The sequence below is a fragment of the Cupriavidus sp. 01L43 genome (assembly GCF_056399925.1).
The window spans coordinates 279,312-306,204 of the sequence record NZ_JBFTSH010000005.1 but is presented as its reverse complement, the minus strand read 5'-3'; the positions used below and the strand labels follow the sequence as shown (position 1 = coordinate 306,204).

General features: G+C 66.2%; 25 protein-coding genes. 5 read left to right on the top strand and 20 right to left on the bottom strand.

What is annotated here, in order from left to right:
- Positions 1-42: 42 nt before the first annotated feature.
- From AC1DP9_RS12000 to AC1DP9_RS11955, 10 genes are all read right to left on the bottom strand, one after another.
- Complete coding sequence (locus tag AC1DP9_RS12000; RefSeq protein WP_477105159.1) at positions 43-786, bottom strand: fimbria/pilus periplasmic chaperone; 744 nt, start codon at positions 784-786, stop codon at positions 43-45.
- Between the two features lie 59 nt (positions 787-845).
- Positions 846-1,397 (bottom strand): fimbrial protein, encoded by a 552-nt coding sequence (locus AC1DP9_RS11995; protein ID WP_092293800.1) that lies wholly within the window; start codon positions 1,395-1,397, stop codon positions 846-848.
- Positions 1,398-1,548: 151 nt separating this feature from the next.
- Positions 1,549-4,257, bottom strand: coding sequence for a type VI secretion system ATPase TssH (gene tssH, locus AC1DP9_RS11990; RefSeq protein ID WP_477107448.1), 2,709 nt, complete (start codon positions 4,255-4,257; stop codon positions 1,549-1,551).
- A 50-nt stretch (positions 4,258-4,307) separates the two neighbouring features.
- Complete coding sequence (locus AC1DP9_RS11985; protein ID WP_477107447.1) at positions 4,308-5,684, bottom strand: GlcNAc-transferase family protein; 1,377 nt, start codon at positions 5,682-5,684, stop codon at positions 4,308-4,310.
- Between the two features lie 25 nt (positions 5,685-5,709).
- Positions 5,710-6,747, bottom strand: a complete 1,038-nt coding sequence (locus AC1DP9_RS11980) for a fimbrial protein (protein ID WP_477107446.1) — start codon at positions 6,745-6,747, stop codon at positions 5,710-5,712.
- Between the two features lie 87 nt (positions 6,748-6,834).
- Positions 6,835-7,905 carry a type VI secretion system protein TssA gene (locus AC1DP9_RS11975; RefSeq protein WP_477107497.1) on the bottom strand — a complete coding sequence of 357 codons (1,071 nt, stop codon included), beginning with the start codon at positions 7,903-7,905 and terminating at the stop codon, positions 6,835-6,837.
- 20 nt (positions 7,906-7,925) lie between these two features.
- Positions 7,926-8,951 carry a type VI secretion system baseplate subunit TssG gene (gene tssG / locus AC1DP9_RS11970; RefSeq protein ID WP_477107445.1) on the bottom strand — a complete coding sequence of 342 codons (1,026 nt, stop codon included), beginning with the start codon at positions 8,949-8,951 and terminating at the stop codon, positions 7,926-7,928.
- A 4-nt stretch (positions 8,952-8,955) separates the two neighbouring features.
- The gene (tssF, locus tag AC1DP9_RS11965) at positions 8,956-10,836 is read right to left on the bottom strand and encodes a type VI secretion system baseplate subunit TssF (protein ID WP_441591279.1); all 1,881 of its coding nucleotides are present in this window, start codon (positions 10,834-10,836) and stop codon (positions 8,956-8,958) included.
- A 1-nt stretch (position 10,837) separates the two neighbouring features.
- Positions 10,838-11,362 (bottom strand): type VI secretion system baseplate subunit TssE, encoded by a 525-nt coding sequence (gene tssE, locus AC1DP9_RS11960; protein ID WP_477107444.1) that lies wholly within the window; start codon positions 11,360-11,362, stop codon positions 10,838-10,840.
- Positions 11,349-11,948 carry a TagK domain-containing protein gene (locus AC1DP9_RS11955; RefSeq protein WP_092293812.1) on the bottom strand — a complete coding sequence of 200 codons (600 nt, stop codon included), beginning with the start codon at positions 11,946-11,948 and terminating at the stop codon, positions 11,349-11,351. Before AC1DP9_RS11955 ends, tssE begins: the two co-directional genes overlap by 14 nt.
- Positions 11,949-12,121: 173 nt before the next feature.
- Here AC1DP9_RS11955 and AC1DP9_RS11950 point away from each other — a divergent pair, with 173 nt between their 5' ends.
- A complete protein-coding gene (locus tag AC1DP9_RS11950) occupies positions 12,122-12,847 on the top strand; it encodes a LuxR C-terminal-related transcriptional regulator (RefSeq protein WP_477107443.1) in 726 nt (241 codons plus the stop codon).
- Here the strand turns inward: AC1DP9_RS11950 and AC1DP9_RS11945 are convergent.
- The 3 genes from AC1DP9_RS11945 to AC1DP9_RS11935 all read right to left on the bottom strand — a co-directional run bounded on the left by AC1DP9_RS11945 (position 12,844) and on the right by AC1DP9_RS11935 (position 14,844).
- Positions 12,844-13,521 carry a LuxR C-terminal-related transcriptional regulator gene (locus AC1DP9_RS11945; RefSeq protein ID WP_092293814.1) on the bottom strand — a complete coding sequence of 226 codons (678 nt, stop codon included), beginning with the start codon at positions 13,519-13,521 and terminating at the stop codon, positions 12,844-12,846. The genes AC1DP9_RS11950 and AC1DP9_RS11945 overlap by 4 nt on opposite strands.
- Positions 13,518-13,799, bottom strand: coding sequence for a hypothetical protein (locus AC1DP9_RS11940; RefSeq protein WP_143093877.1), 282 nt, complete (start codon positions 13,797-13,799; stop codon positions 13,518-13,520). The genes AC1DP9_RS11945 and AC1DP9_RS11940 overlap by 4 nt, the downstream gene beginning before the upstream one ends.
- An 88-nt stretch (positions 13,800-13,887) precedes the next feature.
- Positions 13,888-14,844, bottom strand: a complete 957-nt coding sequence (locus AC1DP9_RS11935) for a dihydrodipicolinate synthase family protein (RefSeq protein ID WP_092293818.1) — start codon at positions 14,842-14,844, stop codon at positions 13,888-13,890.
- Positions 14,845-14,938: 94 nt separating this feature from the next.
- Here AC1DP9_RS11935 and AC1DP9_RS11930 point away from each other — a divergent pair, with 94 nt between their 5' ends.
- Positions 14,939-15,820 carry a LysR family transcriptional regulator gene (locus AC1DP9_RS11930; protein ID WP_149138440.1) on the top strand — a complete coding sequence of 294 codons (882 nt, stop codon included), beginning with the start codon at positions 14,939-14,941 and terminating at the stop codon, positions 15,818-15,820.
- An 18-nt stretch (positions 15,821-15,838) separates the two neighbouring features.
- Here AC1DP9_RS11930 and AC1DP9_RS11925 read toward each other — a convergent pair whose 3' ends face one another.
- The 3 genes from AC1DP9_RS11925 to AC1DP9_RS11915 form a co-directional block, all read right to left on the bottom strand.
- Positions 15,839-17,632, bottom strand: coding sequence for an IlvD/Edd family dehydratase (locus AC1DP9_RS11925; protein ID WP_255370783.1), 1,794 nt, complete (start codon positions 17,630-17,632; stop codon positions 15,839-15,841).
- A gap of 55 nt (positions 17,633-17,687) precedes the next feature.
- On the bottom strand, positions 17,688-18,686 hold the full coding sequence (locus AC1DP9_RS11920; protein WP_092293824.1) for a Bug family tripartite tricarboxylate transporter substrate binding protein: 999 nt from the start codon (positions 18,684-18,686) through the stop codon (positions 17,688-17,690).
- Positions 18,687-18,870: 184 nt separating this feature from the next.
- Entirely contained in the window at positions 18,871-19,698 is an 828-nt protein-coding gene (locus tag AC1DP9_RS11915; RefSeq protein ID WP_092293826.1) for an alpha/beta fold hydrolase, read from the bottom strand.
- Between the two features lie 192 nt (positions 19,699-19,890).
- Between AC1DP9_RS11915 and AC1DP9_RS11910 the strand changes: the two genes are divergently transcribed.
- Together AC1DP9_RS11910 and trhA are read left to right on the top strand one after the other, a co-directional pair.
- Positions 19,891-20,589 carry a dienelactone hydrolase family protein gene (locus AC1DP9_RS11910; RefSeq protein ID WP_477107442.1) on the top strand — a complete coding sequence of 233 codons (699 nt, stop codon included), beginning with the start codon at positions 19,891-19,893 and terminating at the stop codon, positions 20,587-20,589.
- 146 nt (positions 20,590-20,735) lie between these two features.
- Positions 20,736-21,353, top strand: a complete 618-nt coding sequence (gene trhA, locus AC1DP9_RS11905; RefSeq protein ID WP_092293830.1) for a PAQR family membrane homeostasis protein TrhA — start codon at positions 20,736-20,738, stop codon at positions 21,351-21,353.
- Between the two features lie 13 nt (positions 21,354-21,366).
- On the opposite strand, the gene AC1DP9_RS11900 is transcribed toward trhA, so the two are convergent.
- The 4 genes from AC1DP9_RS11900 to AC1DP9_RS11885 form a co-directional block, all read right to left on the bottom strand.
- Positions 21,367-22,875 (bottom strand): tripartite tricarboxylate transporter permease, encoded by a 1,509-nt coding sequence (locus AC1DP9_RS11900; protein ID WP_092293832.1) that lies wholly within the window; start codon positions 22,873-22,875, stop codon positions 21,367-21,369.
- 10 nt (positions 22,876-22,885) lie between these two features.
- Positions 22,886-23,392 (bottom strand): tripartite tricarboxylate transporter TctB family protein, encoded by a 507-nt coding sequence (locus AC1DP9_RS11895; RefSeq protein ID WP_092293834.1) that lies wholly within the window; start codon positions 23,390-23,392, stop codon positions 22,886-22,888.
- A gap of 147 nt (positions 23,393-23,539) precedes the next feature.
- Positions 23,540-24,553: a Bug family tripartite tricarboxylate transporter substrate binding protein gene (locus AC1DP9_RS11890; protein ID WP_441591277.1), complete on the bottom strand. Its 1,014-nt coding sequence runs from the start codon at positions 24,551-24,553 to the stop codon at positions 23,540-23,542.
- A gap of 115 nt (positions 24,554-24,668) precedes the next feature.
- Positions 24,669-25,874, bottom strand: a complete 1,206-nt coding sequence (locus AC1DP9_RS11885) for a pyridoxal-phosphate-dependent aminotransferase family protein (RefSeq protein WP_477107441.1) — start codon at positions 25,872-25,874, stop codon at positions 24,669-24,671.
- A 250-nt stretch (positions 25,875-26,124) separates the two neighbouring features.
- On the opposite strand from AC1DP9_RS11885, the gene AC1DP9_RS11880 reads away from it, so the two are divergent.
- On the top strand, positions 26,125-26,817 hold the full coding sequence (locus tag AC1DP9_RS11880; RefSeq protein WP_092293840.1) for a GntR family transcriptional regulator: 693 nt from the start codon (positions 26,125-26,127) through the stop codon (positions 26,815-26,817).
- Positions 26,818-26,893 lie beyond the last annotated feature (76 nt).

Here is a 26,893-nt window from a genome sequence, read left to right as displayed (position 1 = left end):
CTGACGGCGACTACGAGAAGCGCCCTGGGTTGCCTGCTGGCGTTACTGGACTGCGGCGACGTCTTCGACCGTCGCGCCGAAGTCGTTGATTAGGGAATAGGTGATTGCCGTACCGCTTGGTGGGGAGACATTGCGGTCCCCAACTTGGGAAAGCTCGACACTGCCAAATGGAGGGACCATCTGGGGCTGGTAGCTGATGTCGGCGGTGCCGGCTTTGGCCGACACGCTGTCGAGTGACACGTGGTAGCCGGTTGGATTCCCAACCCGCAGCACCTGCTTGCCTTCGGCATTGCGCGCGGCCGTCCAGGTCAACCCAGCACGCCCGGCGGATGGGTCGTCGCGCAACGCGGCAGGCCGATAGAAGAGCTTGATGCGCGTGCCGAACGCAAGCTGAAGCATGTTCCTGCTATCGGCATCCACTGGCTTGGGCGGAATTTCGAGGATGTTGAGCCAGTAGACCGTCTCACGGTCCGCGGGCATCGCCTTGCCGGTGAACTTCACCCGCAGCGTCTGGCCCTTGCCGCCTTCTGCACGGAATACCGGCGGCGTGATGATGAACGGTACGTCGAGCTTCTCAACTGGAACGGACGTATCGCCATCGTCGATCCATGCCTGCACCAGTACCGGCGTGTCCTCGACATTGTTGAGCCGCACGGAGACTTGGCGACTCTTTTCCGGGTAGATCACCCGGGTACCGGTAATGACAATCGCGGCTTGGGCCGGTATCGACACCAGTCCCACTGTGGCCGCAATCAGGAAGGAGAGCCATCGCCAGACATGCATCATTGATCTCCACGCGCTTGAGCGGCTGGCCCGCGAGCGGGCCAGCCAATCTGCCGCATGCCTTAGTTGTAAGCCAGGGTAAAGTTCGCAGTGGTCGAAACCATGCCCGCAGACGTTGCACCGGTCGCGTAGTAGCGGCCGCCGTAGTGCAGCGTTGCGGTACCGACGGCGTCTGCGGCCGTCCGCGCCACCTGAATGGGCTTGCCGCTGTCGCCCAGACGCAGCACCGCGCCGTCGTGATCGAGCAACTGCACTTCAACGTTGCCTGCGGGCGTGGCGGTGGCGAGATTGCGGGCGTTCCCGGTTTCAGGATTGAGGTTCGTGATCTCCCAGTGCGCCGATACGCTGTTCACCCCGACCGGGCAGTTCTCGACATTGATGCTGAACGGCCTCGAGCCGGCGGTATGACCCTTTGTTGTCAAGCTGGCAATCGAGATGGCTGGCAACGTCACGGTCTTGTTGCGATCACCGGCGGTGATCGAGCAGGTCTGCCCCGTCAGCCGGCCAGCGAAATTCACCTGACCCTGCGCGACAACGGCCTGCGCCACAGCGCTCGATGCGGCGCCCATCGCGAGCAATGCTGCGACGGCAACCTGGAGTACTTGCTTATTCATGAAACGTCCTTCCAATTGAGATGCGGATTCAGTCCTTCCGCTGTTGCTGCAAACCGGCGTCGACCAACCTCGGATCCCGCCTCACTTCACGACGAACGCATCGTACAAGCCAGCATTTCCGGCGCATATATGACTCGTACGAAAGTTCCTGTCAGTTCTGCGACAGACCTTCGGCCGCACGCGCGTTCAGGCAAAGCGCCTTCGCCGGCGCCAGCTCGGCGTCGACGATATCGACTTCGATATGCGTCAGCACGGACCGCGATGCGACCGATTCCAGCCAGAGCGCAGACAATCTCGGCAGGATGTGCTGGTCGATGAAGCCGATCAACGCACGCGCGCCCGTCTCCTGTACGAGGCAACGCGCGATGACGTAGTCGACGACCGTTGGGCTGTAGTGCACCGCGATGTCGTGATGGTCCTGCATGCGCTGCACGACGCGGTCGAGGTGCAGGCGGACGATGTTCGACAGCGACGCATGCGCCAGCGGGCGATACGGCACCACGGTCACGCGGCCCAGGAAGGCGGCCGGGAAGGCGCTCAGCAGCGCGGGCATCAGCGCGTCGCGCAGCGCATCGGGTTCGGGCACGTCAGAGGCATCGGCATGAAGATGCGAGATCAGTTCGGCGCCGACATTGCTTGTCAGCAGGATCGCCGTGTTCTTGAAGTCGATGTAGCGGCCATCGCCATCCTCCATGTATCCCTTGTCGAAAACCTGGAAGAACATTTCGTGGACGTCGCGATGCGCCTTCTCCACTTCATCAAGCAGGACCACCGCGTAAGGCCGCCGCCGCACCGCCTCGGTCAGCACGCCACCCTCGCCATAGCCGACATATCCAGGCGGCGCACCCTTGAGCCCGGAGACGGTGTGCGCCTCCTGGTACTCGCTCATATTGATCGTGATCAGGTTTTGCTCGCCGCCGTAGAGCGCTTCCGCCAGCGCCAGCGCCGTTTCGGTCTTGCCGACGCCGGACGGGCCCACCAGCAGGAACACGCCGAGCGGCTTGCCGGGGTCGGTCAGCCCGGCGCGTGCGGTCTGCACCCGTTCGCTGATCCGATGCAATGCGCTCTCCTGCCCCATCACCCGATTGGCGAGTGTGGCCGGGAGGGCCTGTACGGCGGCGACCTGGTTAGTCACCATGCGTCCGGCGGGGATGCCGGTCCAGTCGGAGACGACCTCGGCGACAATCGCCTCGTTGACCTCGGCAAACACGAGTGGCGCCTCGCCCTGGAGTGCTGCCATGGTTGCTTCGCGTTCGCGCAGCACCTCCATCGAAGGCAGCGGCTCCCACTCGCCATCGATGCCTGCCTCCGCTTCCGCGCCGCGTTCGATCCGTTCGCGCGCGGACAGCAACGCCTGCGCGGCCTCCCGCTGTGCATCCCACCTTGCAGTAATGGCGGCTTCCTCGGTTTCCAATCCGCCGATGCGAGCCCGTACGTCGTCCAGATTCCCGTCGACTTCGAGCCCGATGCGCGCTTCGCTCTCCAGCAGGTCAAGTTCGGCGCGCGCAGCCAGCAACTGCTGCTGCACGTCCTGCAACTCCCGTGGTCGCGTTTGTTGGGAAAGACCAACCCGCGCACACGCCGTGTCGAGCAGGCTGATGGCCTTGTCGGGCAGTTGGCGGGACGGAATGTAGCGGTGCGACAACGCCACCGCGGCGCGGATCGCGGCATCGAGTACCACCACGCCGTGGTGCCGCGAGAACGTCTTCACCAGCCCGCGCACCATGTCGATGGCCGCCGGCTCCTGCGGCTCGTGGACCTGCAGCACCTGGAAACGCCGCGTCAGCGCTGGGTCTTTCTCGATATGGCGCTTGTACTCGGCCCACGTCGTCGCCCCAATCGTCCGGATCGTGCCGCGCGCGAGTGCCGGCTTGAGCAAGTTCGCGGCATCGCCAGTGCCAGCCTGCCCGCCCGCGCCGATCAGCGTGTGGATCTCGTCCACAAACAGGATCACGGTCCCGGCACTCGTCTCCGCCGCGGCCAGTACGCCTTTGAGGCGTGCCTCGAACTCGCCCTTCATGCTCGCGCCAGCCAGCAGTGCGCCCACATCCAGGCTCAGGACCCGCGCGTCGGCCAGCTTCGACGGCACATCGGCCCTAACGATGGCCAGCGCCAGCCCCTCCACGACAGCGGTCTTGCCGACACCGGCCTCACCCGTCAACAGGGGATTGTTCTGCCGGCGGCGGACCAACACGTCGATCATCGTGCGGATCTCCAGTTCCCGCCCGATCACCGGATCCACCTCCCCGGCGCGCGCGCGGGCAGTCAGGTCCACGCAGTACTGCTCCAGGGGGGAGCCGGCCACCGAGGCGTCTCCGATGGCGCCGGACGCGACGCCAGGCATCGCCGCCGGGAAGTCGGAGCTTTCGTAGGCCGAGTCCCCTTCCTCTGGCGAGTCGATGATCCAGGCCGGCAGCATGGCATTCAGATCGGTCACACCGATCTTCGCGAACTCGGGGGAAATCGACAGCAGTACGCGCCGCAACTCCGGCGACTTCAGTAGCGCCGCCATGAGCCAGGCGCCGCGCACGCGCAGGTCACGGAACTCGAGTGTCGCAACCACCCACGCGCGCTCGATGGCGATGTCGATATGGTTCGAGAAATCGCTGATCGAGCTGGCGCCGGAAGGCAAGCCGGCGAGTGTTCGGACCAGATCCGCGTCGAGCCTCTCGCGGTCCACGCCGGCGTGACGGCAGATGCGGTGCATGTCACTGTCCGGCAGCGCGAGGATCTGGTGCAGCCAATGCGCCAGTTCGACGTAAGGGTTGCCGCGGAGCTTGCAAAACGTTGTGGCCGACTCGATGCCGCGAAACATCGTTTCGCCGAGCTTGCCGAACAGGGTCTTTCTGGATGTGGTCATGGTCTAACGGCAGATGCCGGGAAGGGAATGGGTCCGCCGATGGGCGGTGTTCAGGTCGAGGCGGGGGCGCCGTAGGGCGGCACGTCGCACGCCAGCTCGTGCACGGTGACGTCGTCTGCATTGACGAATCTGGCGATGTAGCGGACCGGGGTGCCGTCGGCGCCGGACTGGAAGAGGAGTCGCCGGGATAGCCAGCCGTTGTGCTCGGCGAGGAGCTGCGGTAATCCCGTGGCGGGCTGGAGGTCGTCGTGGAGCGTTCCGCCATCCGCCGCGAGCACCGTGAACGCGATGTGCTTCAGGCCAGACAGGCTGTCGAGGTCGCCGAGATAGAGTTCGACGGCCACGTCATGGGAGCAGCGCAGGAGTGCGAGGTCAGTTTCAGGATGTGCCGCACCGGGCGAGGGAGGATCGCCACGCAACGCTTCCGGCGTGGCGGCGCGCCGATCGAAGCTGACGCCCGCATAGGCCTCGTACTCAGCCAGTGTTCGTACTTGTCCGAATCCATACGGACCGAAATCGGTGCCCTCAGCGCTCGCGCCGTCCACGCCGAGCAGGGCGCGATTGCGCGCCTGTGAGAGTCTGTCACGCTCGAACCACGCAGTCTTCACCAGCCCAAGCGCCTGGTTCTCGGGCGTGTGGTCATCCCACATCTTGGCGCGATAGTCGCGCGTGTACTCATGCCAGGCGAGCACACGATGCGGGTGATACAGGTCATACCCATGGGTGAAGGCCCGCGCGGCAATCGAGATCTCCTCGCCGTGAAAGAAGTACTCGGGATCATGCTGGACAGTCGTCGAGAAATGCCCGTCGGCAAAGGCAAAGTGCGCGCTATAGAAGCGAGCCTTGAGCGGTTTGGTCTGCGCCTGCCAGTCCGGCATCCGGCGCGACGCCACAAGCAGCGCCCCGGCCGCGACGAAGCGGTCGAAAATGAGAGAGGTGGGACGCTGGCCGCGGCGCGACGGGTCATCGTCCGCCGGCTCGAAAGCTGGCAGATAGGCCGTCAGCACCGGTTTCTCGCTTTCATCGCGCAGCGACTCGAGCATGTCGATGGCCATCCTGTCCCATCCCTGGACGAAACGATGGTGAGAGTCGATCTGCAAGGTATAGGCTTCGCCGGCGTACTGCTGCTGGATCAGGTTCCGCGCCCAGCAGGCGCCCTGGCTTTCCATGGCGGGCACATCGATCAGTTCAACCGTTGCCTCCGCAAGCACAAGCCGATGCACGGTGAGCCCTTCATGCATCACCACTTGCCAATGCGAGAAGCCATGCGCGAAGAACTTGCCGATCATCTCGTCGAGGCCGTGCTGCCAGCACACCACCACGCGCAGGCGTTCCGGCCGCGACGCCTGCCTGATCAGGCTGTGCAAGGTCGGGATCAGTTGCGGATCCCGATAGCTCGCCACCTGCACGAAAATGCTCTCCTCCATCACGTTGCCGCCCTCACCGTCGCCTTCAGTTGACCGCCATGGTGAACACGGCAGTGGCATTGATCAGACCAGCGGTTGGCGTCTGCGTCCCGGTTCGCAGCACGGTGGCATCGAGGTTGTATGTGAAGAGCTTCGTGTTACCTGGCTTGTTGATGACGCTGGCGTTGTCGTTGGGCCTGAGCACGGTATCGCTATCGCGATCCTTGATCCGGATGCCGAGGTGCTGCGCGCCGGTATTCCTGAGCAGCGAATGATTTTCCGTGTCCGGGGTGCCGGTGAGCTTGGCCGTGATCGATCTGGGCGACGCGGGGCCGATGCATGTCACTTCAAAGTTGATCGGTCGTGTGGGCCCCGTTATCTGCGAGACACTGTTGGCACCAAATGTACCGAAATCGACATTTCGGCTGGGTGTACTTGGGCTGCAACTGGGCAACACGTTGATCCGCGTACTACCGTTGGATACCCGGATAACCGGCCCGCCCGAACCATCGCCGGCGACCGTGGCGATGTTCGCGGCGCTGAACGTCGACGAGGCGTCCATCTCTCCTGTCTTCACAAAATCGACCACCATCCGCAGCCCTGAACGGAAGCCCGGGAAATACGGCTGATTGGGTTCCGCCGGCCCAAAGTTCACGATGAAGGGAAAGGTGCTGACTGTCCCCGAGCTTCGGACGTAGCTGAGGCGAATGCCAATCCCCTTGAGACCGGATTCCACCACCCCCGGAACGGCGGTTGGCTGCTTCGCGCTCACGAATGCATAGCGAACCTGTCCGCCCGAGCGCCAATCGCAATTCAATAGCGCCGTGCTGCGTCCCAAACTCTCGGACGCCCCGCTGCCGAACGTCTCGCCAACTGCAAGATCTGGCCTGACCTCAATCGCCGAGGGAAACGTCACATGGAAGCTGACTTCCCTCTGGATGACATCGATGTTCGGCAGTCCCTTCGCGGTCCACTCATCGATGTCCGCCTGTGTCACCTGACTACATGCCGCCATTGCGCCACCCGCCGGCAGCAGGAGCCCAAGCCCCAACAACGCGGCGAAGCCCTTGGTATAGCCTTTCATCACAGTACCTGTCGAGATTGCGGGCGACACCGCCGGCTGACCGGCTTGTCGTCCGATGCGTTAATGGGAGTGCCCGTTGGGGCCATTTCAGTTGTCCACGGCGTCCCACTTCGACAGCAGGTCGAGGGGAATGCTTTGAGCGAGCTCGGAGAACCGCTTGCCGACCATGCGCTCCGCCTCGCGCAGCATCACGGTCACGGGGCTGCTTGGCTCGTTGTCTTCGAACCACTCCCGCACTTGCCGTATGGTGGCGAGTGCGGTCCATCGGTCCATTGCCGGGGCGGTGGGGACGGTGGTGGCGGTGGGTGCGGCGTGTGGCGGCGGCGTCGTGGCACGCGGAACGGGGTTGGGAAGGTCGGGCGCGCTCGCGCGCCCAGCCTGCATCTCAGCCACGGGTGCCGGCGGCTGTGCCGCTGGCGCGGGCTCGACCAGCCGATCGATCTCGCTGAATGGCTGCAGCAGTCGGGAAAGCGGGGCGAGGTTGGGCGCGTCGGCCTTCAGTCCGCTCGTGGCCCATGCAGCAATCTGCGCCAACCGGCCGTGGGCTTCGCCAAGCGCCAGCACGACCGCTTCGCCGCGTGCGGCCAGCTCCTTGAGCATGCGCGTCACGCTTTCGGGCGCCAGTGCGTCCTTCTGGCGCGGCATCGCCAGTGCTTTCTCGATATCGCGCAGCTGCAACTGCGCGCCGGCCGCCTTGGGTAGCGGAATCTCCCGCACATCGGCCAGCGCACCTTCCGCGTCCGCCAGCGCGGCGAGCGCATTGGCGAACGTGATGGGATCCCACTCGCCGTCGAAGTACGGTAACGGATGCAGACGGCTGCCATATCGTTCCAGCAGGGCCTGGAGGAAGACCATCCCATCGCGCAGACCTGCCGCGCCGCGCAGCCGCACGGCAGCGCGCAGCAGGATGATGGCCACGCGGAGATCCTTGGTTCGGGCCAGCAGCACTTCGCACTCGCGCTCGGCCTCGGCCCAGTTGACCGACGCTGGCGTCTCGACGAAGTCACCGTATTGCACGGGCGCCGACGGCGCCACAGCGGCCTGTAGCATGATGAAGGCCGGATCGTATTCCAGGTCATCACCACAGGCGGCTGCGTCCGAGACCGGTTCAAGCAGGTCGTCGTAGCGCGACGTCGCGGCGGGTGCCAGGTTCTGCATTGTCATGGGGAAGTTCTCGGTCATGCCGCGTAGGCCTCCGGCTCGAAGACCATGCCGGACACGGGTTGCGCCGGGTCGCACTCGCCCAGCCAGATCGAGTGCCCAAGCCGCTGACGCCCGTCCACGTGCGGCGCTGGCACCTCTTCTGGCTTGATCAGCAACTGGATCTCCCAGTCGTACTCGTAGCCGATGAAGGCACGCACCCATTCGACCAGTGTGCGCAAGTCTTCGCCACGCGGCGCAAGCCGCTGGTAGTGGAGGAAGTCGAGCGGGCCGATCACAAGCCGGAACTTGTGCTGCCGGTCAGCAATCTGCTCGCCGAGCATCGCCGCCTCGCCCATGAAGGACGAAGCGCCCGGGAGCCCCAACCGGCAATGGCCGGACGCGTCGACGCGAATCCAATGCGGCACGTACTCCTCGACCGCAATCGGCACATCGAAGTACTGCGACAGCGTGGCCGCGATGCCCTCAGGGTTCCGGGCCTCGCGCACAATGTGCGCCGACGCGCCGTAACGGGCGTGGGTAGGCAGGCAGCTCTGGCGCGCTTCGTCCTGATCCGTTCCCATCAGGCTGGCGACGTAGAACGAGAACCGCTCCTCGTCAGGCCGGTCGAGTGCGGCGGTGGACTGGCCCGCAGCCCAGGCGCGATAGAACAGCGACAGTGCGCGATGGTGGAACAGGTCGGCGAAGTGCTCGAGAGTCCGGTCCTGGAGCGCGACGGACCGGTGATACGCCAACTCGGTGACATGCAGCGGCAGCGGACCCTGCGGGCCCCAGATGCCCAGGCCGAATAGGCGGATGTCGAGCCGTCCGTGCCGCGTGTCGAGCGACGCGACTTCCCGCGGCGGGAAGGCGAGCACCGGGCGCTGGCCGATGCGGTAGGTCTCCTGAGACGGCAGGTCGGCAGACCCCGGCGCAGGGCGGTTGCGGTCGCGCGCGGCAATCGCGCGCATCAGGCTCATGAAGCCCGACTTCCACGGACGGCCCTGGTCGAACCATGCGCGCAGGGCATCCGGCTGCAACGCCGCATTCGGAGACGCTTCCACGGCCCTATACCGCACCGCGACCTCCCATCCGGGGCGCCCAGCGCGTGATCAGGCCCCGCTGCATGGAGTGCAGTTCGGTTTCCGAAAAGACGTTGATCGCCACGTGGCGCGCGAGATAGTGCTCCAGGATCAGGCCGAACAGGTACGGGCTGGCGCCGGAGAAGCCGTTCTCGTCCACCGTCAGCTCGCAGCGTACGCCGCGCCCGTACACCAGCAGGCCATGGCCCGGCAGGCGGCTCACCACGGGTTGGGTCTTCGCGCCGACCAGACTCTCGACTTGCGCGATCTGCTCGCGCTCGCTGCTGGTCACGAAGAGGCGCAACATGTTGCGCAGCGCCTGCGCGCCTTCGCCGTGATCGAGTTCCGACAGCGGCATGTAGTTGAAGCTGAGCTGGCGGATCAGCCGCCACGCGGCTTCGTCGCTCGCGTAGGGTGCGCGCGGAGCGCTCGGCGCATGGACGAGGCTGACGGCCTCGAGCGGCACCGCATCAGGCATGGTCAGATGGCCGCCCACGCCGCGCGGCATCAGGCGCGGCAGGTCGCGGTTAGTCACCCACGCCTCCACGGACAGGTAGCGGATATCGTCGGCATATGGCGCTTCGGCCTGGTCCACCAGCGACAGGAACACCTCCGTGCCGATATAGGCCGTGCGCGTGCCGTACTTGCGGGCATCGCCGGACAGCATGCGCTGCTCTCGCCGCACCGAGAAGTACCGGCCATAGTTGCCAAGGTCGCTGTGGAGGGTCTGGTACAGCGGATTGAACTGGATCTCCGTCGAGGTCTCCGCCCTCTGCCCAAACACGCGCGAAACCGAGTAGACCTCGTAGTCACGCGGACGTGCGCGATCGACCACTAGATGGAAATCCGTCAGGCTGCGGTCGACCTCCACACGGTCCGTGCGTCGGGGGAACAAGTTGACGATTGGCGTACAGAACAGCAGGAAGCGGCTGCCATCGACATGCACGCCCAGTTCGTCCGGCATGCGGTCCAGCAGCAGCACGATCTCCGCTTCCTTGCCATCCACGCGCGACAGGCCCTTCGCCAGATCCGTCAGCACGAAGAAGTAGAAGCGTTGCCGGCAAGAGAAGTACTCCTGGAGCAGGTTATGCCCGCTGAACTTGTTCCAGCGCAGCGGCAGCAGGCTCTGGTCCGGCTCGAAGCCTTCGAACGCGACCGGTGCCCTGGACACGACATGGCATCGCACATGATCGGTGACGCCCTCCGGCCGCACCACGGACGCGACCGCGCCCGCATGGATCAGCTCGAACAAGTGCGAAGCAATGCGTTCGTCGCCGTCGATATAGAGCGGAAGCCGATCCAGCCCCTTGATCTCGTTGAATCGAATGTCGCCAACCGTACGCAACCGCAGTCGCAGCGCGCCGCGCAACTGGCGGTGCCGGAGCAGATGCCCCGTTTCCGGGAGATCTGGCGGTACGGCGGTCAGCCGCGCATCGACGATCTCGATCGGCCAGAGCGTGACGTCCTGCCCGGTGCGGAACTCGCACGCAGTCTGCTCGCCGGGCGGGACTGCGGAGCGCATGACGCTATGGCGTGCCACCTTGAATCCCTGGCTGAACTCGCCCTCGCGCAGGCTCGGATGCAGCCGCGCCACCGCCATCGAAGGCGTGGGCGCCACGTAGTTCGGGTAGACGACTTCAAGCAGCCGCTGGGTGAAGCGCGGGAACTCCGCATCCAGTTTCAGGTGCGTGCGGGCGGACATGAAGCAGAACGCCTCGATCATCCGCTCGACATAGGGGTCGGCGACTTCGATGCCCTCCATGCCCAGCCGGCGCGCAATCTTCGGATGCTGTGCGGCGAACTCGCCTGCCGATTCGCGCAGGTAGGTCAGCTCGCGGTTGTAGTACTCGAGAAACTTCGGATCCATGTCAGCCTGCCGATCCCGGGGTATGGCCCGACTGGAACGAGACCTTGCTCAGTTCCAGGTCGAACACGCTCTGGATGCGGAATTCGAGCGGATAGGGCGTCCACTGCATCAGCGCCTCGATTTCAAACATCATCTTGTTGTAGCGCCGTGCGGAAGTGTCGCGCAGCGGGCGTAGCCGTACCGTGTCCGGAATCAGCCGGGGCTCGAAGCGGGCGATCGCGGTACGCACCCGCTCCTCAAGCCGCTCCCAGGTCATTTCCGTGGCGAACCCGCCGGAGAGCGGCGGAATGCCGTAGTTGACGACCGAGTTCGCCACCTCGGGGTAGGCCTCGGCGTCGAGTTCCTCGTTCAGGTTGGTGGTATTCAGCAACAGGCCCAGATCGCGCTGGATGATGCGACGCATGCCGCGCTCGTCCGGGGCGTAGGCCTCGGCCGGCTCGCTGCGTTGCTGCGGGGCATCGTCCTGCAGGCGATCCAGCAGGGAGGGGAGGTACGCGTTGCGGAACCCGCCATCACGTGGTGGCATGGCGTTCTCCCGTGTCGTCGGACGTGTCGGCCGCGATATCCGGCATGGCGAGGCAGCTATCCATGCTCGATGCATGGTGCTCCTGGCGTGCCAGCAGCGCGAACTGGCCTGTGCGGCGTGTCTGTTGATGGCGGGCGGCGAAGAGTCTCAGGATCTCGTGCCGGGGCGGCGGCGAAAACAGTTGCTGCGCGCCGAAGCTGTCAAGGCTGTCCAGCACGCGGTCGATGCGGCGCGGCCCAAGCAGATCGTCGAACAGGCAGACGGCGGAGGTCGCCTTCGTATTCAGACGAAGCGGATCGGGGGGAAGCGGACCGGACGCGCACCCGGCTCCCAGGCGCTTGAGCCGCTTCGGCACCTGCCCAACGGACATCAGCGCCTCGCGGTACTCGACAGCAAGCTGCCCGAGCACGTCGGAGGCGTCGAGGTCGGCGAGTGGCAGGCTGGCGTCGGAAGCGTGCCGTACCAGCGCGGTATCCGGCAGCGGCGGCACATCCTGCGCGCCGCCCATGGCCAACGCGACCAAGTCGCTGTAATCGGAGGACATGGACACCGCGCCCTCCTCGCGTGCTGCATCTGTTTCGTTCATGGCGCCGTTCGAGGCTGGAAAGAGTTTTCCAGAGAACGAAGACTAGCAAGCCGGCGCCGGGCAATCTATTGAACTAGTCCGATTTTTCCAATGCGTTCGCGCGCCTTTCGACGCCACGCCAGTGACGCATGGGGCGTATCAGGAGAAGTGGTCGCATTTCTCGGAGAATTCCGATGTGCGAGCGCGTCGCGGCCCTCTACAATCCGGCCGTTTCAGACCTTCCATATCGGGCACACATCGCCATGCATCAACTGAACTTCGCGTCAGGTCAGCGCATCCGGGTCGTGTTTGCGGGCGACCGGCCCTTGGCCAGACTCGGCGTGGAGCACATCACCAGCACGTCTCCGCAGCTGGAACTCGTGGGCATTCACGCGACTGCCGAGGAGTTCGAACGGTCGTCGCGTGCATTCGAATGCGACGTGGTGCTCGTCGATTACTCGATGCGCGGCCGGGATGACATGGATGGCATGGCGTTATTGCGATACCTGCGGCGCACGTATCCGAGCATTGCCGCCGTCGTGCTGCTGGCGCAGGAGAACCCGGTGCTAGTCCGCGCCATTCTTGCGCGCGGCATGACGGGCATCGTCAGCAAGTTCGACGAAGTGGGGCATATCGTCACGGCGATACGCGAAGCCCGGCGCGGTGTGGCGTACCTTTCGCCAGCCATCGGCCGGTTGCTCGCTGCGCCGGGCGGCGGGCTATCGGCGCGGGAGATGGAGGTGGTGCGGCTCTATGTGTCCGGGATGACGATCAGCGAGATCGCCGCCAGGACGCACAAGGCGAAGCAGACGGTGAGCACCCAGAAGAACCGCGCCATGCAGAAACTGGGGCTCCGGAACGACATGGAGTTGATCCGCTGTGCCGCCTCGCTCGCGTTGCTTGACGACGTTAGCCACTAGGCCGCGCCCGACACGCTCGCCACCAGCCCGACCTCGTTCGCGTATCGGTACAGGTCGCCGTCACGGTCGATGCCGAGCTTGCGCATCGCGTTGAGCTTTTGCGTGCTGATGGTCTGCTTGGTCCGCCGCAGGACGGCCGCGATCTCGGAGACGGTCATGCCGGAGACGAACAGGCGCACCACCTCGAGTTCCCGCTGGCTGAGTGCCCGCAGCCGTGCGTCGTCGCCGCTGCCTTCGGTGACCGGCCAGGCCTCCAGCAGCGATTCCACGCGCGGCGAGGCATAGCGATCCCCACGGAATGCGGCATGGATGGCCGGCACCACGTGGCCCGGGTCGTCGGACTTGCTGACGACGCAGTGGATGCGCTGGCTGAACAGCGAGCGCAGCACCATCGGGTTGTCCATCATGGTCATGACCACGAGCTTGAGCGCCGGATAGCGGCGCGTGAGGAACGAGATCAGCGTTCGCCCGTCGCCGTATTCGCCGCCGGGCATGGCGTAGTCCGTGACCAGCACGTCGCAGGGCGTACGCTGTAGCAGATCGACGAGTTCGGTCGAATTGCGCGCGTCGCCCACACAGGCAATGGTGGGAACGGCGGCGACGACATGGCGGTTTGCAAGCGTGAGCACAGGATGGTCATCGGCAAAGATGACCCGGATACCGTAGCGACTCATAACAGGCCTGATGTATTGCAATCCCCCGCTGGGCCGGCGGTGGGCTTCCTGTGGCCCTCGGCATGCTCGCGCCATTCTTCCACGATGCGCTGCCGGATCTTCGGGGAGGCCAGCAGGAATTCGTTCATCTGCGAGATGAAGACCTTGCGCTCTGCCTCACGCAGGAGTGCGAACGATACGAGCGTGCGCATCAGGTTAGCCCTGTCTCCCATTGCCGAATCCCCAAAGTAAATCCATCCTGCTTCATATTGATTGCGACGAGCAAATGCGAATGGCATGCCTGGCAGGCACGTATCGCGTCACATTACCAACCAATGCGGCTTAGCGATATAGGACGAGTCCGAGAATCCTTGGGGAAAGCCTGCTTCAGCCGAGCGCCGCAGCCGCGCGCGCGTCGTGCCGTGCCAGACGCACCAGCAGATGGTCGACCTCCGACCTGGCGGTGGGCGTCATCGCCGCCGCCGGCTTGCGCTGGGCGGCCGAGGTCAGCAAGCCGCGCCGCATCATCACGTACTTGCGCACCGCCAGCCCCGCGCCGGGCTGCTGCTCGTAGCGCAGCAGCGGCAGGTGGGCGTCGAACAGGTCGTGCGCGGCCTCGCGCTGGCCGGCGGCGGAGAGGCGCACCACGTCGCAGAGCATGTCCGGGAAGCAGTAGCCCGTGTTGGCGCCGTCGGCGCCGCGCTCCATCTCGTAGTCGAGGAACAGGCCGTTGTTGCCGCAGAGGATGGAGATATGGCGCATCGAGCCGTCTTTCTCGAAGCCGCGCAGCGTCGAGATCTTCTCCAGCCCGGGCCAGTCCTCGTGCTTGAGCATCACGCAGGAGGGCAGTTCCTGCACGATGCGGCGGATCACGCCGGGCGTCATCTGCACCGAGAAGGTCAGCGGGTAGTCCTGGATCACGAACGGCACGTCGGCGCCGATGGCCTCCACGGCCTGGCGGTAATAGCCGACGATCTGGTCATCGGTGCGCAGCGTGTTGGGCGGGGCGATCATCACGCCGGCCGCGCCGCGCTCCATCACCTCGCGGGTCAGCGCGCGCATGGCGGCAAACCCGGGCGCCGACACCCCCACCACCACCGGCAGCCGGCCCGCCCGGCGGATCATCTGCGCGGCCACCTCCACGGATTCCGCGTGCTCCAGCTTGGGCGCCTCGCCCAGCTGGCCCAGCACGGTGATGCCGGTGGCGCCGCAGGCCAGGTAGAAGTCGGTCAGGCGGTCGATCGAGGCGATGTCGATCGTGCCATCGTCGAAGAACGGCGTCGGGGCGATGGGGAAGACGCCGCGTGCGTCAGCGGTCAGCGCGGTGAAAGCGGGGGAAGGCATGGTGGCTCCTGGGGGGGTAGTCAGGGAAAGCGATCGTCAGGGTAGCCCCAAGCGGCGTCCCCTTCAAGGTCATGGGATTTGTTAGCATCACGGCATGGATGTCAGATTTCTCCAAAGCTTCGTGACGGTGGTGGATGTCGGCTCGCTCGCGGAAGCGGCGCGCCGGCTCGACCTGACGCCGGCCGCCATCGCGGCCCGGCTGCATGCGCTCGAGGAGGAGATTGGCGTGCCGCTGGTGCGGCGCGCCGGGCGTTCTGTGGTGCCGACCGAAGCCGGCATCCGCATTCTCGAGCGTGCACGGCAGGTGATTCGCGATGTGCGCGACATGAGCACGGTAGCCAGCGGCGACGCCTCGCTGGGCGAATTCCGGCTCGGCTCGTTCGTGACGGCGATGGGCAGCATCGTGCCGCCGCTGCTGGGCCAGCTCTACCGGCGGCATCCGGACGTCAACCTGTTCGTCAAGCCGGGCCGGTCGATCGAATTGTGCGAAAGCCTCGTGCGCGGCGAACTCGATGCCGCCATCGTGGTGGAGCCGCAGTTCGCGGTGGCCAAGGGCTACCAGTGGGCCGAATTCATCGCCGAACCGCTGGTGGTGGTCGCACCCGCCGCGCTGGCCGGGCAGGACCCGCACGCGCTGCTGGCCACGCAGCCGTTTATCCGCTACGACCGCTCCGTACTGGGCGGACAGCTCGCGGACCGCTACCTGCGCGACCACGATATCCGGCCGCACCAGCGGCTCGAGGTCGATGGCCTGATGGTCATCGCCGCGCTGGTGAGCGAAGGGCTCGGCGTGGCGCTGGTGCCGGATTGGGCGCCGATGTGGGACGGCCCGCTCAAGATCGCCCGCCTGCCGCTGCCGGACCGCGCGCCGGTGCGCCGCGTGGGCCTGATATGGGCCACGCACGGGCCCCGCGCCTCGCTGGCCGAAGCCCTGCTCGACGAGGCCCGCGCGCTGTTCCGGACCACCCGGACCTGACATCCCCCTGACACCCCCCTACTCCGGCGTCTTGCCACGGGTCTCCGCCGCGCGCAGGAAGTCGAAATCCACCCCTTGGTCGGCCTGCGTCACCGTCTGCAGGAACAGCTTCAGGTAGCCGCGCGGCGCGCTCGGTTCGATCCAGTCCGATGCCGCGCGCCGCTGCGCCAGTTCCTCGTCCGATACCAGCAGGCTCAGCTCACGCCGGCTCACGCTCAGGCGGATACGATCGCCGGTGCGCACCAGCGCCAGCGGGCCGCCCACGGCAGCCTCGGGCGTCACATGGAGCACCACCGTGCCGAACGCGGTGCCGCTCATGCGGCCGTCCGAAATCCGCACCATGTCCTTCACGCCGGCGCGGGCCAGCTTGCGCGGAATCGGGATATAGCCGGCCTCGGGCATGCCGGGGGCGCCTTTCGGGCCGATGTTGCGCAGGACGAGGATGTCGTCGGCCGTCACGTCGAGGTCATCCGAGTCGATCCGCTCGACGAGGTCCTGCGAGTCCTGGAACACCACCACACGGCCTTCGTGCTCCATCAGGCGGGCATCGGCGGCCGACTGCTTGATGATGGCGCCGCCCGGCGCCAGGTTGCCGGCCAGCACGGCGATGCCGCCCTGTGGATAGATCGGCGCGGCCATCGTGCGCACCACGTCCTGGGCGAAGCCGGGGCCGGCGGCCTCGATCTCCTCGCCCAGCGTGCGGCCGGTGACTGTCAGCGCGTCCAGCCGCAGCAGCGGCTTCAGCTCGCGCAGCAGCGTGGCCATGCCGCCGGCCTTGTGGAAGTCCTCCATATAGTGCTGGCCGCTCGGCTTCAGGTCGAGCAGCACCGGGGTCTCGCGGCCCATGCGGTCCAGCGCCTGCATGTCGATGTCCAGCCCCACGCGCCCGGCGATGGCCGCCAGATGGACGATGCCGTTGGTCGACCCGCCGATGGCCAGCAGCACCCGCATCGCGTTCTCGAATGCCGCCGGGGTCAGGATGCGGTCGATGGTCAGCCGCTCGCGCGCCATCTGCACCGCGCGCGCGCCGGTCAGCTCGGCAATGCGGATGCGGTCTGCCGTCACGGCGGGCGGCGTGGCCGCGCCGGGCAGGCTCATGCCCATCGCCTCGGTCAGGCAGGCCATGGTGCTGGCCGTGCCCATCACCGAGCAGGTGCCGACGCTGGCCACCAGCTGGTTGTTGACGTCGGCGGTCTCCTCGGCGTCGATCTCGCCCGCGCGGAACTTGCCCCAGTAGCGGCGGCAGTCCGTGCACGCGCCCACGCGCTCGCTGCGGTGCGAGCCGGTCAGCATCGCCCCGGTCACTAGCTGGATGGCCGGCACGCCGGCCGAGGCGGCGCCCATCAGCTGGGCCGGCACGGTCTTGTCGCAGCCGCCGATCAGCACCACCGCGTCCATCGGCTGGGCGCGGATCATCTCCTCGGTGTCCATCGACATCAGGTTGCGCAGGTACATGCTGGTCGGCGCGGCAAAGCTCTCGTGCACGGAGATGGTCGGGAAGGCCATCGGCAGCCCGCCCGCGAGCATGATCCCGCGCTTCACGGCCTCCAGCAGCTGCGGCATGTTGCCGTGGCACGGGTTGTACGCGCTCCCGGTGTCGGCAATGCCGATGACCGGTCGATCAAGCGCGCTGTCCGTATAGCCCGAGCCCTTGATAAACGCCTTGCGCAGGAACAGCGAGAAGCCCTGGTCGCCATAGTTGGTCAGGCCCTTGCGCAAGCCGGTGGCGCCGGGCTGGCCCTGGGTCGAATCCGTCGATGGGGTCGATTCCGTCGATTCGGGGGAGGAGGAGTCCTTGGGTTTCTGAGTCATAAATGCGGCGTGTGCGAACAACAATCAAAAAGAATTCGGAAATCGGCGATGGCGGTCAACCATCGGATTTGATCTGGGCATCGGTAATCACCTTCTCCCAGCGCGATACCTCGGTGCGCAGGCGGTCGGCGGCCTTGTCCGGGGAGGTCGGCGCCAGCGCGTAGACGCCCTGTTTCAGGAACTGCTCCTTGACGTCCGGCGCCTCGAGCATCTTGGCCAGCGCGGCGTTGAGCCGATCGACCACGGCCGGCGGGGTGCCGGTGGGCGCCAGCACGCCGAACGTGGAACTGACGTCGAGCGCGGGCATCCCGGCCTCGGTGGCCGAGGGCACGTCCGGCAGCATCGAGATGCGGGCCGGCGCGGCCACGGCCAGCGCGCGCAGTTGTCCGGACTTGATGAACGGCAGTGAGGCCGGCGCGGTTTCCACCATCATGTTCACCTGCCCCGCCACGAGGTCGGTCATGGCCGGGCCGCTGCCTTTATACGGCACGTGCACCATGTCGATCCCGGCCTCCTTGCGGAAGATCTCGGCGGCCATGCGCTGCGGCGCGCCGGCGCCCGACGACGCATAGTTCAGCTTGCCCGGATGCGCCTTGCCGTACTGGATCAGCTCCTGCAGCGTGTGCACCGGCAGCTTGGGGTTCACCACCACCACCAGCGGCACCGAGCCCACCACCATCACCGGTGCGAAATCCTTCACCAGATCGTAGCGCAGCCGGCCCTTTTCGAGCGTGGCCATGGTCGAGTGCGAGGTCAGCGCGCCCATCAGCAGGGTGTAGCCATCGGGCGCGGCCTTGGCGACGGCCTCGGCGCCGATATTGCCGCCCGCCCCGCCCCGGTTGTCCACCACCACCTGCTGGCCCAGCGCCTCGGTGAGCTTGCTGGCGATGATGCGGCCAATCACATCGGTCGCCCCACCCGGCGGATAGGGCACCACCAGGCGGATCGGCTTGTCCGGCCACGCAGCCAGCGCGCTACGCATCGAGACGGCCAGCGGCGCGGCAAGGCCGGCCAGCAGCAGGCGGCGCCGGACGGCGCGGTAGGTGGGGGTCATGTTGTCTCCGGTGTCTTCTTATATAGGTAGGGGACAGCGCGGAGGGGCGAGGCCTCGGGCAATACGGTGGGGGACGCGCTGCTGCCGACAGTCTGGCGGCTGTCGAAAGCAGAAAAAAGCGCTTTTCAGACCGATGAACGCAAAAATTCTTATGGTTCGACCGGTCTGCCCCCAGGGCCTGCGGTCAGGTCGACTGTTTGACGAAGGCCAGCAGGTCGGCGTTGATCACATCGGCATTGACCACGCACATGCCGTGCGAGAAGCCGGGATACGTCTTCAGCACCGCCCCCTTGACGATCTTCGCCGACAGCCGCCCGGCGGCGTCGATCGGCACGATCTGGTCGTCCTCGCCGTGCAGGATCAGCGTGGGCACGTCGAACTTCTTCAGGTCCTCGGTGTAATCCACCTCCGAGAACTGCTTGATGCACTCGTACTGGCCCTTGATGCCGCCCGCCATGCCCTGCGCCCAGAAACTGTCGATGGTGCCCTGCGACGGCTTGGCGCCCTCGCGGTTATACCCGTGGAACGGCACCGCCAGGTCCTTGTAGAACTGCGAGCGGTTATCGGCCACGCCCTTGCGGATGCCGTCGAACACGTCGATGGGCAGCCCGCCCGGGTTGGCGGCGGTCTTCAGCATGATCGGCGGCACCGCCCCGATCAGCACCGCCTGCGCCACGCGCCGCGTGCCGTGGCGGCCGATGTAGTGCGCCACCTCGCCGCCGCCCGTGGAATGGCCGACCAGCGTGGCCTGTCCGACATCGGCCTTCTCCAGCACGGCCGCCAGGTCGTCGGCATAGGTGTCCATGTCGTTGCCACCGGACGGCTGCCCGGAGCGGCCATGGCCCCGGCGGTCATGGGCGATCACGCGGAAGCCCTGCTGCACGAAGAACAGCATCTGGGCGTCCCAGGCGTCGCCGCAGAGCGGCCAGCCGTGCGAGAACACGATGGGGCGGCCGTGCCCCCAGTCCTTGTAATAGATCTCCGTGCCGTCCTGCGCGATTGCGAAAGCCATGATGCGTGCTCCTTGAAGGGGGTGGGACAGGGGGGTGAGCGTGAACTGCCAGGCGGGAACGTTTCATCAAAGGCGATGGCAGCGGCAAACGCAAGCCGTGGGACGCGCGCTTCACAACATTTCACGCCACATGAACGATGAGCGTTTGCTAAGCTTCGCGGACCTATCCCCCCACGACCACCGGAGACAACCATGGGCCAGCGCATCACCCTTTCCGTACCGGACGGCAGTTTCGCCGCCTACCTCGCCACGCCGGACGCCGCCAACGCGCGCGGCACGGCCATCGTGGTCATCCAGGAAATCTTCGGCATCAACGCCGACATGCGCGAGACCTGCGACAACTTCGCGCGCGAAGGCTTCGTGGCGATCTGCCCCGACCTGTACTGGCGCCAGGAACCCAATGTCGAGCTGACCGACAAGACCGAGGCCGAGTGGAAGCGCGCGCTGGAGTTGTACAACGGCTTCAACGTGGACAAGGGCGTGGCGGACATCGACGCGGCCATCCAGGCCGTGCGCCAGCAGCCGGGCGTGACCGGCGGCGTGGGCACGGTCGGCTTCTGCCTGGGCGGGCTGCTGGCCTACCTGACGGCCGCGCGCACCGGGGCCGATGCGGCGGTGTCGTACTACGGCGTCGGCATCGACAAGCACCTGGACGAGGCGCCCCGTATCGCCAAGCCGCTGCTGATGCATATCGCCGAGGAAGACGAATTCGTGCCGGCCGAGGCCCGCGCCAAGATCATCGAGACGCTGGAAGACAGCCCGCACGTGGAGATCCACACCTACCCGGGCTGCCAGCATGCCTTCGCCCGCAATGACGGCGTGCACTACGTGGCGGATGCAGCACAGGAGGCCAACGCCCGGACGCTGAAATTCTTCCAGGCGATGACGTAACGGGATGGTTTCTCCCCGCAGCCGCCAGCCGGAGCGGGGAGAAAAAAGGGCGTTTCGTACTAGTCCGATTTGCGGCGACGCAACATCCCCCCGCTTGATCCATGCCAAAATGCCGGCTGGTCCAACGCGGAAACGGAGCTTCGGGGATGTATCGCGGCGAACGGTTCAACGGCTACAGCCACCTCGCGGGGGCGGTCCTGGCGGCCGCCGGCATGGCAGTGCTCGTCACTTCCTCGGCCCTGCACCACGATGCCTGGAAGGTGGTCAGCTCGGTGGTCTACGGCACCACGCTGGTCCTGCTCTACACCATCTCCACGGTCTACCACAGCATCCGCGGCCCGGCGAAGGACATCTTCCGCCGGCTCGACTACTGCGCCATCTACCTGCTCATCGCCGGCAGCTACACACCGTTCGCGCTGGTCACGCTGCGCGGCCCCTGGGGCTGGACGCTGTTCGGCGTCAACTGGGGCCTCGCGGTCATCGGCATCATCCAGGAACTGTGGATCGGCCACCGCACGCGCATCCTGTCCCTGTCGATCTACGTGATCATGGGCTGGCTGGTAGTCTTCGCGTTCGACCCGCTCACCGCCGCCCTGCCGCGCGCCGGCCTGTACTGGCTGGTGGCCGGCGGCGCCACCTATACCGCCGGCATCGGCTTCTTCCTGTTCGACGAACGCGTGCGCCACTTCCACGGCATCTGGCACCTTTTCGTCCTGGCGGGCAGCTTCTGCCAGTTCGTCAGCATCCTCTACTACGTCGGCTGACGATGTTGGCCGATCAAGTCGGCTGCACCTTCCGGCGCCGGCCCTTTTCCACCAGCCCGCCGATCACCGGCCACACCAGCACCGCCACGGCCAGCGCCATGATCGTGCCGACCAGGCCGTTGGACCAGAACACGTCCATCTGGCCCTGGGACATCAGCATGGTCTGGCGGAACGAATCCTCGGCGCGGTCGCCCAGTACCAGCGCCAGCACCAGCGGCGCCAGCGGGTAGTCGAGCTTCTTCAGCACGTAGCCGATCACGCCGAAAATCAGCATCAGCCAGACGTCGAACATGGCGTTGTGCACCGTGAAGGCGCCGATGGCGCACACCACGAGGATCAGCGGCGCGATGATCGCGAACGGAATGCGCAGGATGGCGGCGAACAGCGGCACCGTGGAAAGCACCACGATCAGCCCGGCGATGTTGCCCAGGTACATGCTGGCGATCAGCCCCCAGACGAAGGTCTTCTGCTCGGTGAACAGCAGCGGCCCCGGCTGCAGGCCCCAGATCATCAGGCCGCCCAGCAGCACGGCGGCCGTGGCGGAGCCGGGAATGCCCAGCGCCAGCATCGGCAGCAGTGCGCTGGTGCCGGCCGCGTGCGCCGCGCATTCCGGCGCGATCACCCCTTCCACATTGCCGCGCCCGAAGCTCTCGCGGTTGCGCGAGAAGCGCTTGGCCACGCCGTAGCCCATGAATGACGCCGCCGTGGCGCCGCCCGGCGTCACGCCCAGCCAGCAGCCAATCACCGACGAGCGGATCAGCGTCATCCAGTAACGCGGCAGCTCGGCCCAGGTCTTGAGCACCACCTTGAGGTCGATGCTGGCGCGCTTGCCGCGGAAGGCCACGCCCTCCTCCATCGTGATCAGGATCTCGCTGATGCCGAACAGGCCGATCACGGCAACCAGGAAGTCGAACCCGCGCAGCAGCTCGGTGGAGCCGAAGGTCATGCGCAGCGTGCCCGAGACGGTATCCATGCCCACCGCCGCCAGCGCAAAGCCCATGCACATCGCGATCACGATCTTGGCCTTGGCTTCCTTGCCCATGCCGACGAAGCTGCAGAACGTGAGGAAGTACACCGCGAAGAATTCCGGTGGCCCGAAGCGCAGCGCGAACTTCGCCACCAGCGGCGCCAGGAAGGTGATCAACAGGACGCCGGCCAGTGCGCCGAGGAACGAGCCCGTGAAGGCCGAGGTCAGCGCCCGCCCGGCCTCGCCCTGCTGGGCCATCGGGTAGCCGTCGAAGGTGGTCGCCACGGACCAGGCTTCGCCGGGGATGTTGAACAGGATCGAGGTGATCGCCCCGCCGAACAGCGCGCCCCAGTAGATGCAGGACAGCATGATGATGGCCGAGGTCGGCTCCATCGAAAACGTCAGCGGCAGCAGGATCGCCACGCCGTTGGGGCCGCCCAGCCCCGGCAACACGCCCACGACGATGCCGAGCAGGATGCCGACCAGCATCAGCCCCACGTTGTGCCACGACATGGCGACCGCGAAGCCGCCCATCAGTGAGTTGAGTTCTTCCACGCCCGTCCCCTCAGAAACCGAACGCCGCTTCGAGCGGGCCCTTCGGCAGTGGCACGCGGAACTGCATCTCGAAGATCCAGAACAGCGCGGCGTTGATGGCAACGCCGGTCAGCACGGCACGCCACCAGGCAAACTTGCCGATGACCCGCATGAAGCCGGCGATGAAGATGGCGCTGGCCACATAGATGCCGAGGAACTTGATCAGCGCGATGTAGATCGTCAGCGGCACCAGGATCACCGCCACCTGGCGCAGCTGCGGCCAGGTGACGAAGGTGGCGTCGGACGCGGTGCGCCACGCCTGCCACAACACGGCCAGGCAGGCCACGAAGATGATGGCCCCGATGCGCAGCGGGAAGTAGCCGGCCTGCGGGCCGTCCGGCGCCCAGCCCGCGCCGATCTGGTAATTGCTGACCATGACTACGACCGCGCCGGCGGCGATCAGCAGCGCCACGGCGATCTCCGCCGTGCGCACCGTGATGGCCGCCGGCGCGGCCGTGGCGTCGGTATGCTCGCTCATTAGAACCTCCCAATTGAAAGGGCGACGCCATCAGCGACGCCCAAGTGGATCATTCCGTGCCGCGGTTTCTCCCTCTCCCCTCAGTGGGAGAGGGGAGCAACCCGCCCCCCCGAACCGCACTTTCTCGCGGGAGAGGGGAGCAAACCATCACCGTGCTGCCACGAAGCCCGCTTCCTTGATGATGTCCTTGTGGCGGGTCTCGTCCGCCTGGAGGAACTCGGTCAGCTTGGTGCCGGTCAGGAACTCGTTCTTGAGCGCGTTCTTTTCGAGGTACTCCTTCCACTCGGGCGTGGCGGCCACCTTCTGCATCAGCTCGACGTAGTACTTCTGCTGGTCCGGCGTGACGCCGCCCGGCAGCATGAACACGCGCAGCATCTGGTATTGCACGTCCAGCCCGGCTTCCTTGCAGGTGGGGATATCGCCCCAGCTCTGCGTGGCCGTGACCTTGCCCGTGTACTGCATGCGCGACGGCGCGAACACGCACAGCGCGCGGTGCTCGCCGGCGCGCCACTGGCCGATCGATTCGGACGGGTTGTTCACGTTGGAGTCGATGTGCTTGCCCGAAAGCTGCGTAGCGGCCTCGCCGCCGCCCTTGTACGGGATGTAGATGAAGCGCACGCCGGCCTTGCGCTCCATCTGCGCGGTAATGATCTGGTCCTCGCGCTTGGAGCTGGTGCCGCCCATCTTGAGCTTGCCGGGCTGCTTCTTGGCCTCGGCGATGTAGTCGGTCGGGGTCTTGTAGGGCGCTTCGGCGTTGGTCCACAGCACGAATTCGTCCATCGCCACCATGGCCACCGGGGTCAGGTCGCGCCAGTTGAACGGCAACTGGCTGACCATCGGCACGGTATAGAGCGCGGACGAGGTCACCAGCAGCTTGTGCGGGTCGCCCTTGGACGCCTTGGTGTCCATCAGGCCCTCGGCGCCGCTGGCGCCAGCCTTGTTCACCACGATGACCGGCTGGCCCATCAGCTTGTGCTTGGCGATGATGCCCTGGATCGAGCGCGCCATCTGGTCGGAGGCGCCGCCGGCACTGAACGGGACCACGATCTCGACGGGCTTGGTGGGCTCCCAGGCAAACGCGGGAGCGGCAAATGAAACACTGAGGGCAATACCGAGCAGCGAAGCACGCGCGGCGGCGCGTGCGGGGGAACGCAACGTCATGGTCTGTCTCCTTTGGTGTGATCCGTGCGCTCTGCTGGCGCATCGGCGGTACGGCCGGGCCGTCCCGGGAATCCCGGGCGGCCCGTCTTTTTCTTCTACGTCGTTGGTGACCGGATCAAGCGGCGCGCAGCGCCGGCTTCAGCGCGGCCGCGCGCAGGCTTTCCATCGCCGCCAGTACGCCGCCCGCATGGTGCGGCACGCCGGCCAGCGCCAGGCCCATCTCCACGCCGGCGAGGGTGCCCATCAGCGTCAGGTCGTTGAAATCGCCCAGATGGCCGATGCGGAAGACCTTGCCGGAGAGCTTGGACAGCCCCTGCCCCAGCGACATATTGAAGTTCTCCAGCACCACCTTGCGCAGCGTGTCGGCGTTGTGGCCGTCCGGCATGACCACGGCGGTCAGCGCCGGGCTGTACTCGGCCGGGTTCTGGCACAGGATCTCCAGCCCCCAGGCGTTCACGCAGGCGCGCGTGGCCTCGGCATGGCGGCGATGGCGCGCGAACACGTTCTGCAGGCCCTCTTCCTGGAGCATGTCGCACGCCTCGGACAGCCCGTAGAGCAGGTTCGTGGCCGGGGTGTACGGCCAGAAGCCATTCTTGTTGGCTTCGATGATCTCTTCCCAGCCCCAGAACGCCTTCGGCAGCTTGGACTTGGCCGACGCCGCCACGGCCTTGGCGCTGACCGCGTTGAACGACAGGCCCGGCGGCAGCATCAGCCCCTTCTGCGAGCCGGAGACGGTCACGTCCACGCCCCACTCGTCGTGGCGATAGTCGATCGAGCCCAGCGAGGAGATGGTGTCCACCAGCAGCAGCGCGGGGTGGCCGGCCGCGTCGATGGCGCGGCGCACGGCGGCGATGTCGGAGGTCACGCCGGTGGAGGTCTCGTTATGGACCACGCAGACCGCCTTGATCTCGTGGCTGCGGTCCTCGGCCAGCCGCGCGCCGATGGCGGCGGCGTCCACGCCGTGGCGCCAGTCGCCCACCAGGAATTCCGGATTCAGGCCGAGCTTGTCGGCCATCTTCTTCCACAGCGAGGCGAAGTGGCCGGTCTCGAACATCAGCACGCGGTCGCCGGCGGAGAGCGTATTCACCAGCGCCGCTTCCCATGCGCCCGTACCGGATGCCGGATAGATCACAACCGGCTGGGCGGTCTGGAAGATCTTGCGGATGTCCGCCAGCACCTTCTTGCCGAGTTGCTGGAACTCGGGGCCGCGGTGGTCGATGGTCGGGTAGTCCATTGCGCGCAGCACGCGGTCGGGCACGTTGGTCGGACCCGGGATCTGCAGGAAGTGCCGGCCGCTGGGATGGGAGTTCAGTCGGATCATGTCGCCTCGTGTTCTTCGGTTTGAATTTTGTATTCAAAAATCGGGGATGCACTGCGCGTCCGGCATGCGGGATAATGTTGCCCGGCGCAAGCGCCTCGCATTCCGCAAAAAGTCCTTATAAATCAGTACTTATCAGGATTTCACACCGTTCGTCGCGCTGTTCCGGGCGTGGCCAACGACACCGGAATGCAGTTCGTGCTTGCCCCAGAGTAGGTTTTGAATACAATACTGTCAAGCCACACGATCCCTGATGACCGCCAATCCGACCACTCCCTCGCAAGCCGTAGACCGCCAGATCCTGCATGTGGCGGTGGCCCAGCGCCTGCGCACCATGATCATGGAAGGCGAGCTGGCGCCGGGCACCCGGCTCAATGAGCGCGTGCTGTGCGACCTGCTCCAGGTTTCGCGCACGCCGCTGCGGGAAGCCTTCAAGGTGCTCGCGGGTGACGGTCTGGTCACACTGCTGCCAAACCGGGGCGCCGAGGTGGTGGTGCTGTCCAAGGAAGCGATCGACCACCTGTTCGAGATGATGGGCGCGCTGGAAGCCACCAGCGGCGAGCTGGCCTGCCAGCGCATCACCGACGCCGAGCTGGTGGAGATCCGTGCCATGCACTACGAGATGCTGGCGTGCCACGCGCGCCGGGACCTCCCTAATTACTACGCGCTGAACCGGCGCATCCACGACGCCATCAACGCCGCGGCGCGCAATCCGATCCTCGAGGAGACCTATCGACGCATCAACCTGCGTATCCAGGCGCTGCGCTTCCGCTCCAACTTCGACCAGGACAAATGGGATCTGGCCGTGCGCGAGCACGGCGCCATGCTCGATGCCCTGGCGAAGCGCGACGGCGCCGCCCTGCGAGACATCCTGCGCGCGCACCTGCAACACAAGCACGACGCGCTGATCGCCGAACTAGAACGCGCACAGGACGCCGCCGCCTGATCCCCCAGACGCGCCGCCCACGCGGGCAGGCGCGCCACGGGCCAGGGCGACGGCGTCTCCAGTGCATGCACACGGA

What these genes read in the sequence shown, in the direction of transcription:
- AC1DP9_RS12000 (WP_477105159.1), bottom strand. Translation starts at nt 786, where the DNA reads ATGATGCATGTCTGGCGATGGCTCTCCTTCCTGATTGCGGCCACAGTG.
- AC1DP9_RS11995 (WP_092293800.1), bottom strand. Translation starts at nt 1,397, where the DNA reads ATGAATAAGCAAGTACTCCAGGTTGCCGTCGCAGCATTGCTCGCGATG.
- tssH (WP_477107448.1), bottom strand. Translation starts at nt 4,257, where the DNA reads ATGACCACATCCAGAAAGACCCTGTTCGGCAAGCTCGGCGAAACGATG.
- AC1DP9_RS11985 (WP_477107447.1), bottom strand. Translation starts at nt 5,684, where the DNA reads ATGGAGGAGAGCATTTTCGTGCAGGTGGCGAGCTATCGGGATCCGCAA.
- AC1DP9_RS11980 (WP_477107446.1), bottom strand. Translation starts at nt 6,747, where the DNA reads ATGAAAGGCTATACCAAGGGCTTCGCCGCGTTGTTGGGGCTTGGGCTC.
- AC1DP9_RS11975 (WP_477107497.1), bottom strand. Translation starts at nt 7,905, where the DNA reads ATGCAGAACCTGGCACCCGCCGCGACGTCGCGCTACGACGACCTGCTT.
- tssF (WP_441591279.1), bottom strand. Translation starts at nt 10,836, where the DNA reads ATGGATCCGAAGTTTCTCGAGTACTACAACCGCGAGCTGACCTACCTG.
- tssE (WP_477107444.1), bottom strand. Translation starts at nt 11,362, where the DNA reads ATGCCACCACGTGATGGCGGGTTCCGCAACGCGTACCTCCCCTCCCTG.
- AC1DP9_RS11955 (WP_092293812.1), bottom strand. Translation starts at nt 11,948, where the DNA reads ATGAACGAAACAGATGCAGCACGCGAGGAGGGCGCGGTGTCCATGTCC.
- AC1DP9_RS11950 (WP_477107443.1), top strand. Translation starts at nt 12,122, where the DNA reads ATGTGCGAGCGCGTCGCGGCCCTCTACAATCCGGCCGTTTCAGACCTT.
- AC1DP9_RS11945 (WP_092293814.1), bottom strand. Translation starts at nt 13,521, where the DNA reads ATGAGTCGCTACGGTATCCGGGTCATCTTTGCCGATGACCATCCTGTG.
- AC1DP9_RS11940 (WP_143093877.1), bottom strand. Translation starts at nt 13,799, where the DNA reads ATGCCATTCGCATTTGCTCGTCGCAATCAATATGAAGCAGGATGGATT.
- AC1DP9_RS11935 (WP_092293818.1), bottom strand. Translation starts at nt 14,844, where the DNA reads ATGCCTTCCCCCGCTTTCACCGCGCTGACCGCTGACGCACGCGGCGTC.
- AC1DP9_RS11930 (WP_149138440.1), top strand. Translation starts at nt 14,939, where the DNA reads ATGGATGTCAGATTTCTCCAAAGCTTCGTGACGGTGGTGGATGTCGGC.
- AC1DP9_RS11925 (WP_255370783.1), bottom strand. Translation starts at nt 17,632, where the DNA reads ATGACTCAGAAACCCAAGGACTCCTCCTCCCCCGAATCGACGGAATCG.
- AC1DP9_RS11920 (WP_092293824.1), bottom strand. Translation starts at nt 18,686, where the DNA reads ATGACCCCCACCTACCGCGCCGTCCGGCGCCGCCTGCTGCTGGCCGGC.
- AC1DP9_RS11915 (WP_092293826.1), bottom strand. Translation starts at nt 19,698, where the DNA reads ATGGCTTTCGCAATCGCGCAGGACGGCACGGAGATCTATTACAAGGAC.
- AC1DP9_RS11910 (WP_477107442.1), top strand. Translation starts at nt 19,891, where the DNA reads ATGGGCCAGCGCATCACCCTTTCCGTACCGGACGGCAGTTTCGCCGCC.
- trhA (WP_092293830.1), top strand. Translation starts at nt 20,736, where the DNA reads ATGTATCGCGGCGAACGGTTCAACGGCTACAGCCACCTCGCGGGGGCG.
- AC1DP9_RS11895 (WP_092293834.1), bottom strand. Translation starts at nt 23,392, where the DNA reads ATGAGCGAGCATACCGACGCCACGGCCGCGCCGGCGGCCATCACGGTG.
- AC1DP9_RS11890 (WP_441591277.1), bottom strand. Translation starts at nt 24,553, where the DNA reads ATGACGTTGCGTTCCCCCGCACGCGCCGCCGCGCGTGCTTCGCTGCTC.
- AC1DP9_RS11885 (WP_477107441.1), bottom strand. Translation starts at nt 25,874, where the DNA reads ATGATCCGACTGAACTCCCATCCCAGCGGCCGGCACTTCCTGCAGATC.
- AC1DP9_RS11880 (WP_092293840.1), top strand. Translation starts at nt 26,125, where the DNA reads ATGACCGCCAATCCGACCACTCCCTCGCAAGCCGTAGACCGCCAGATC.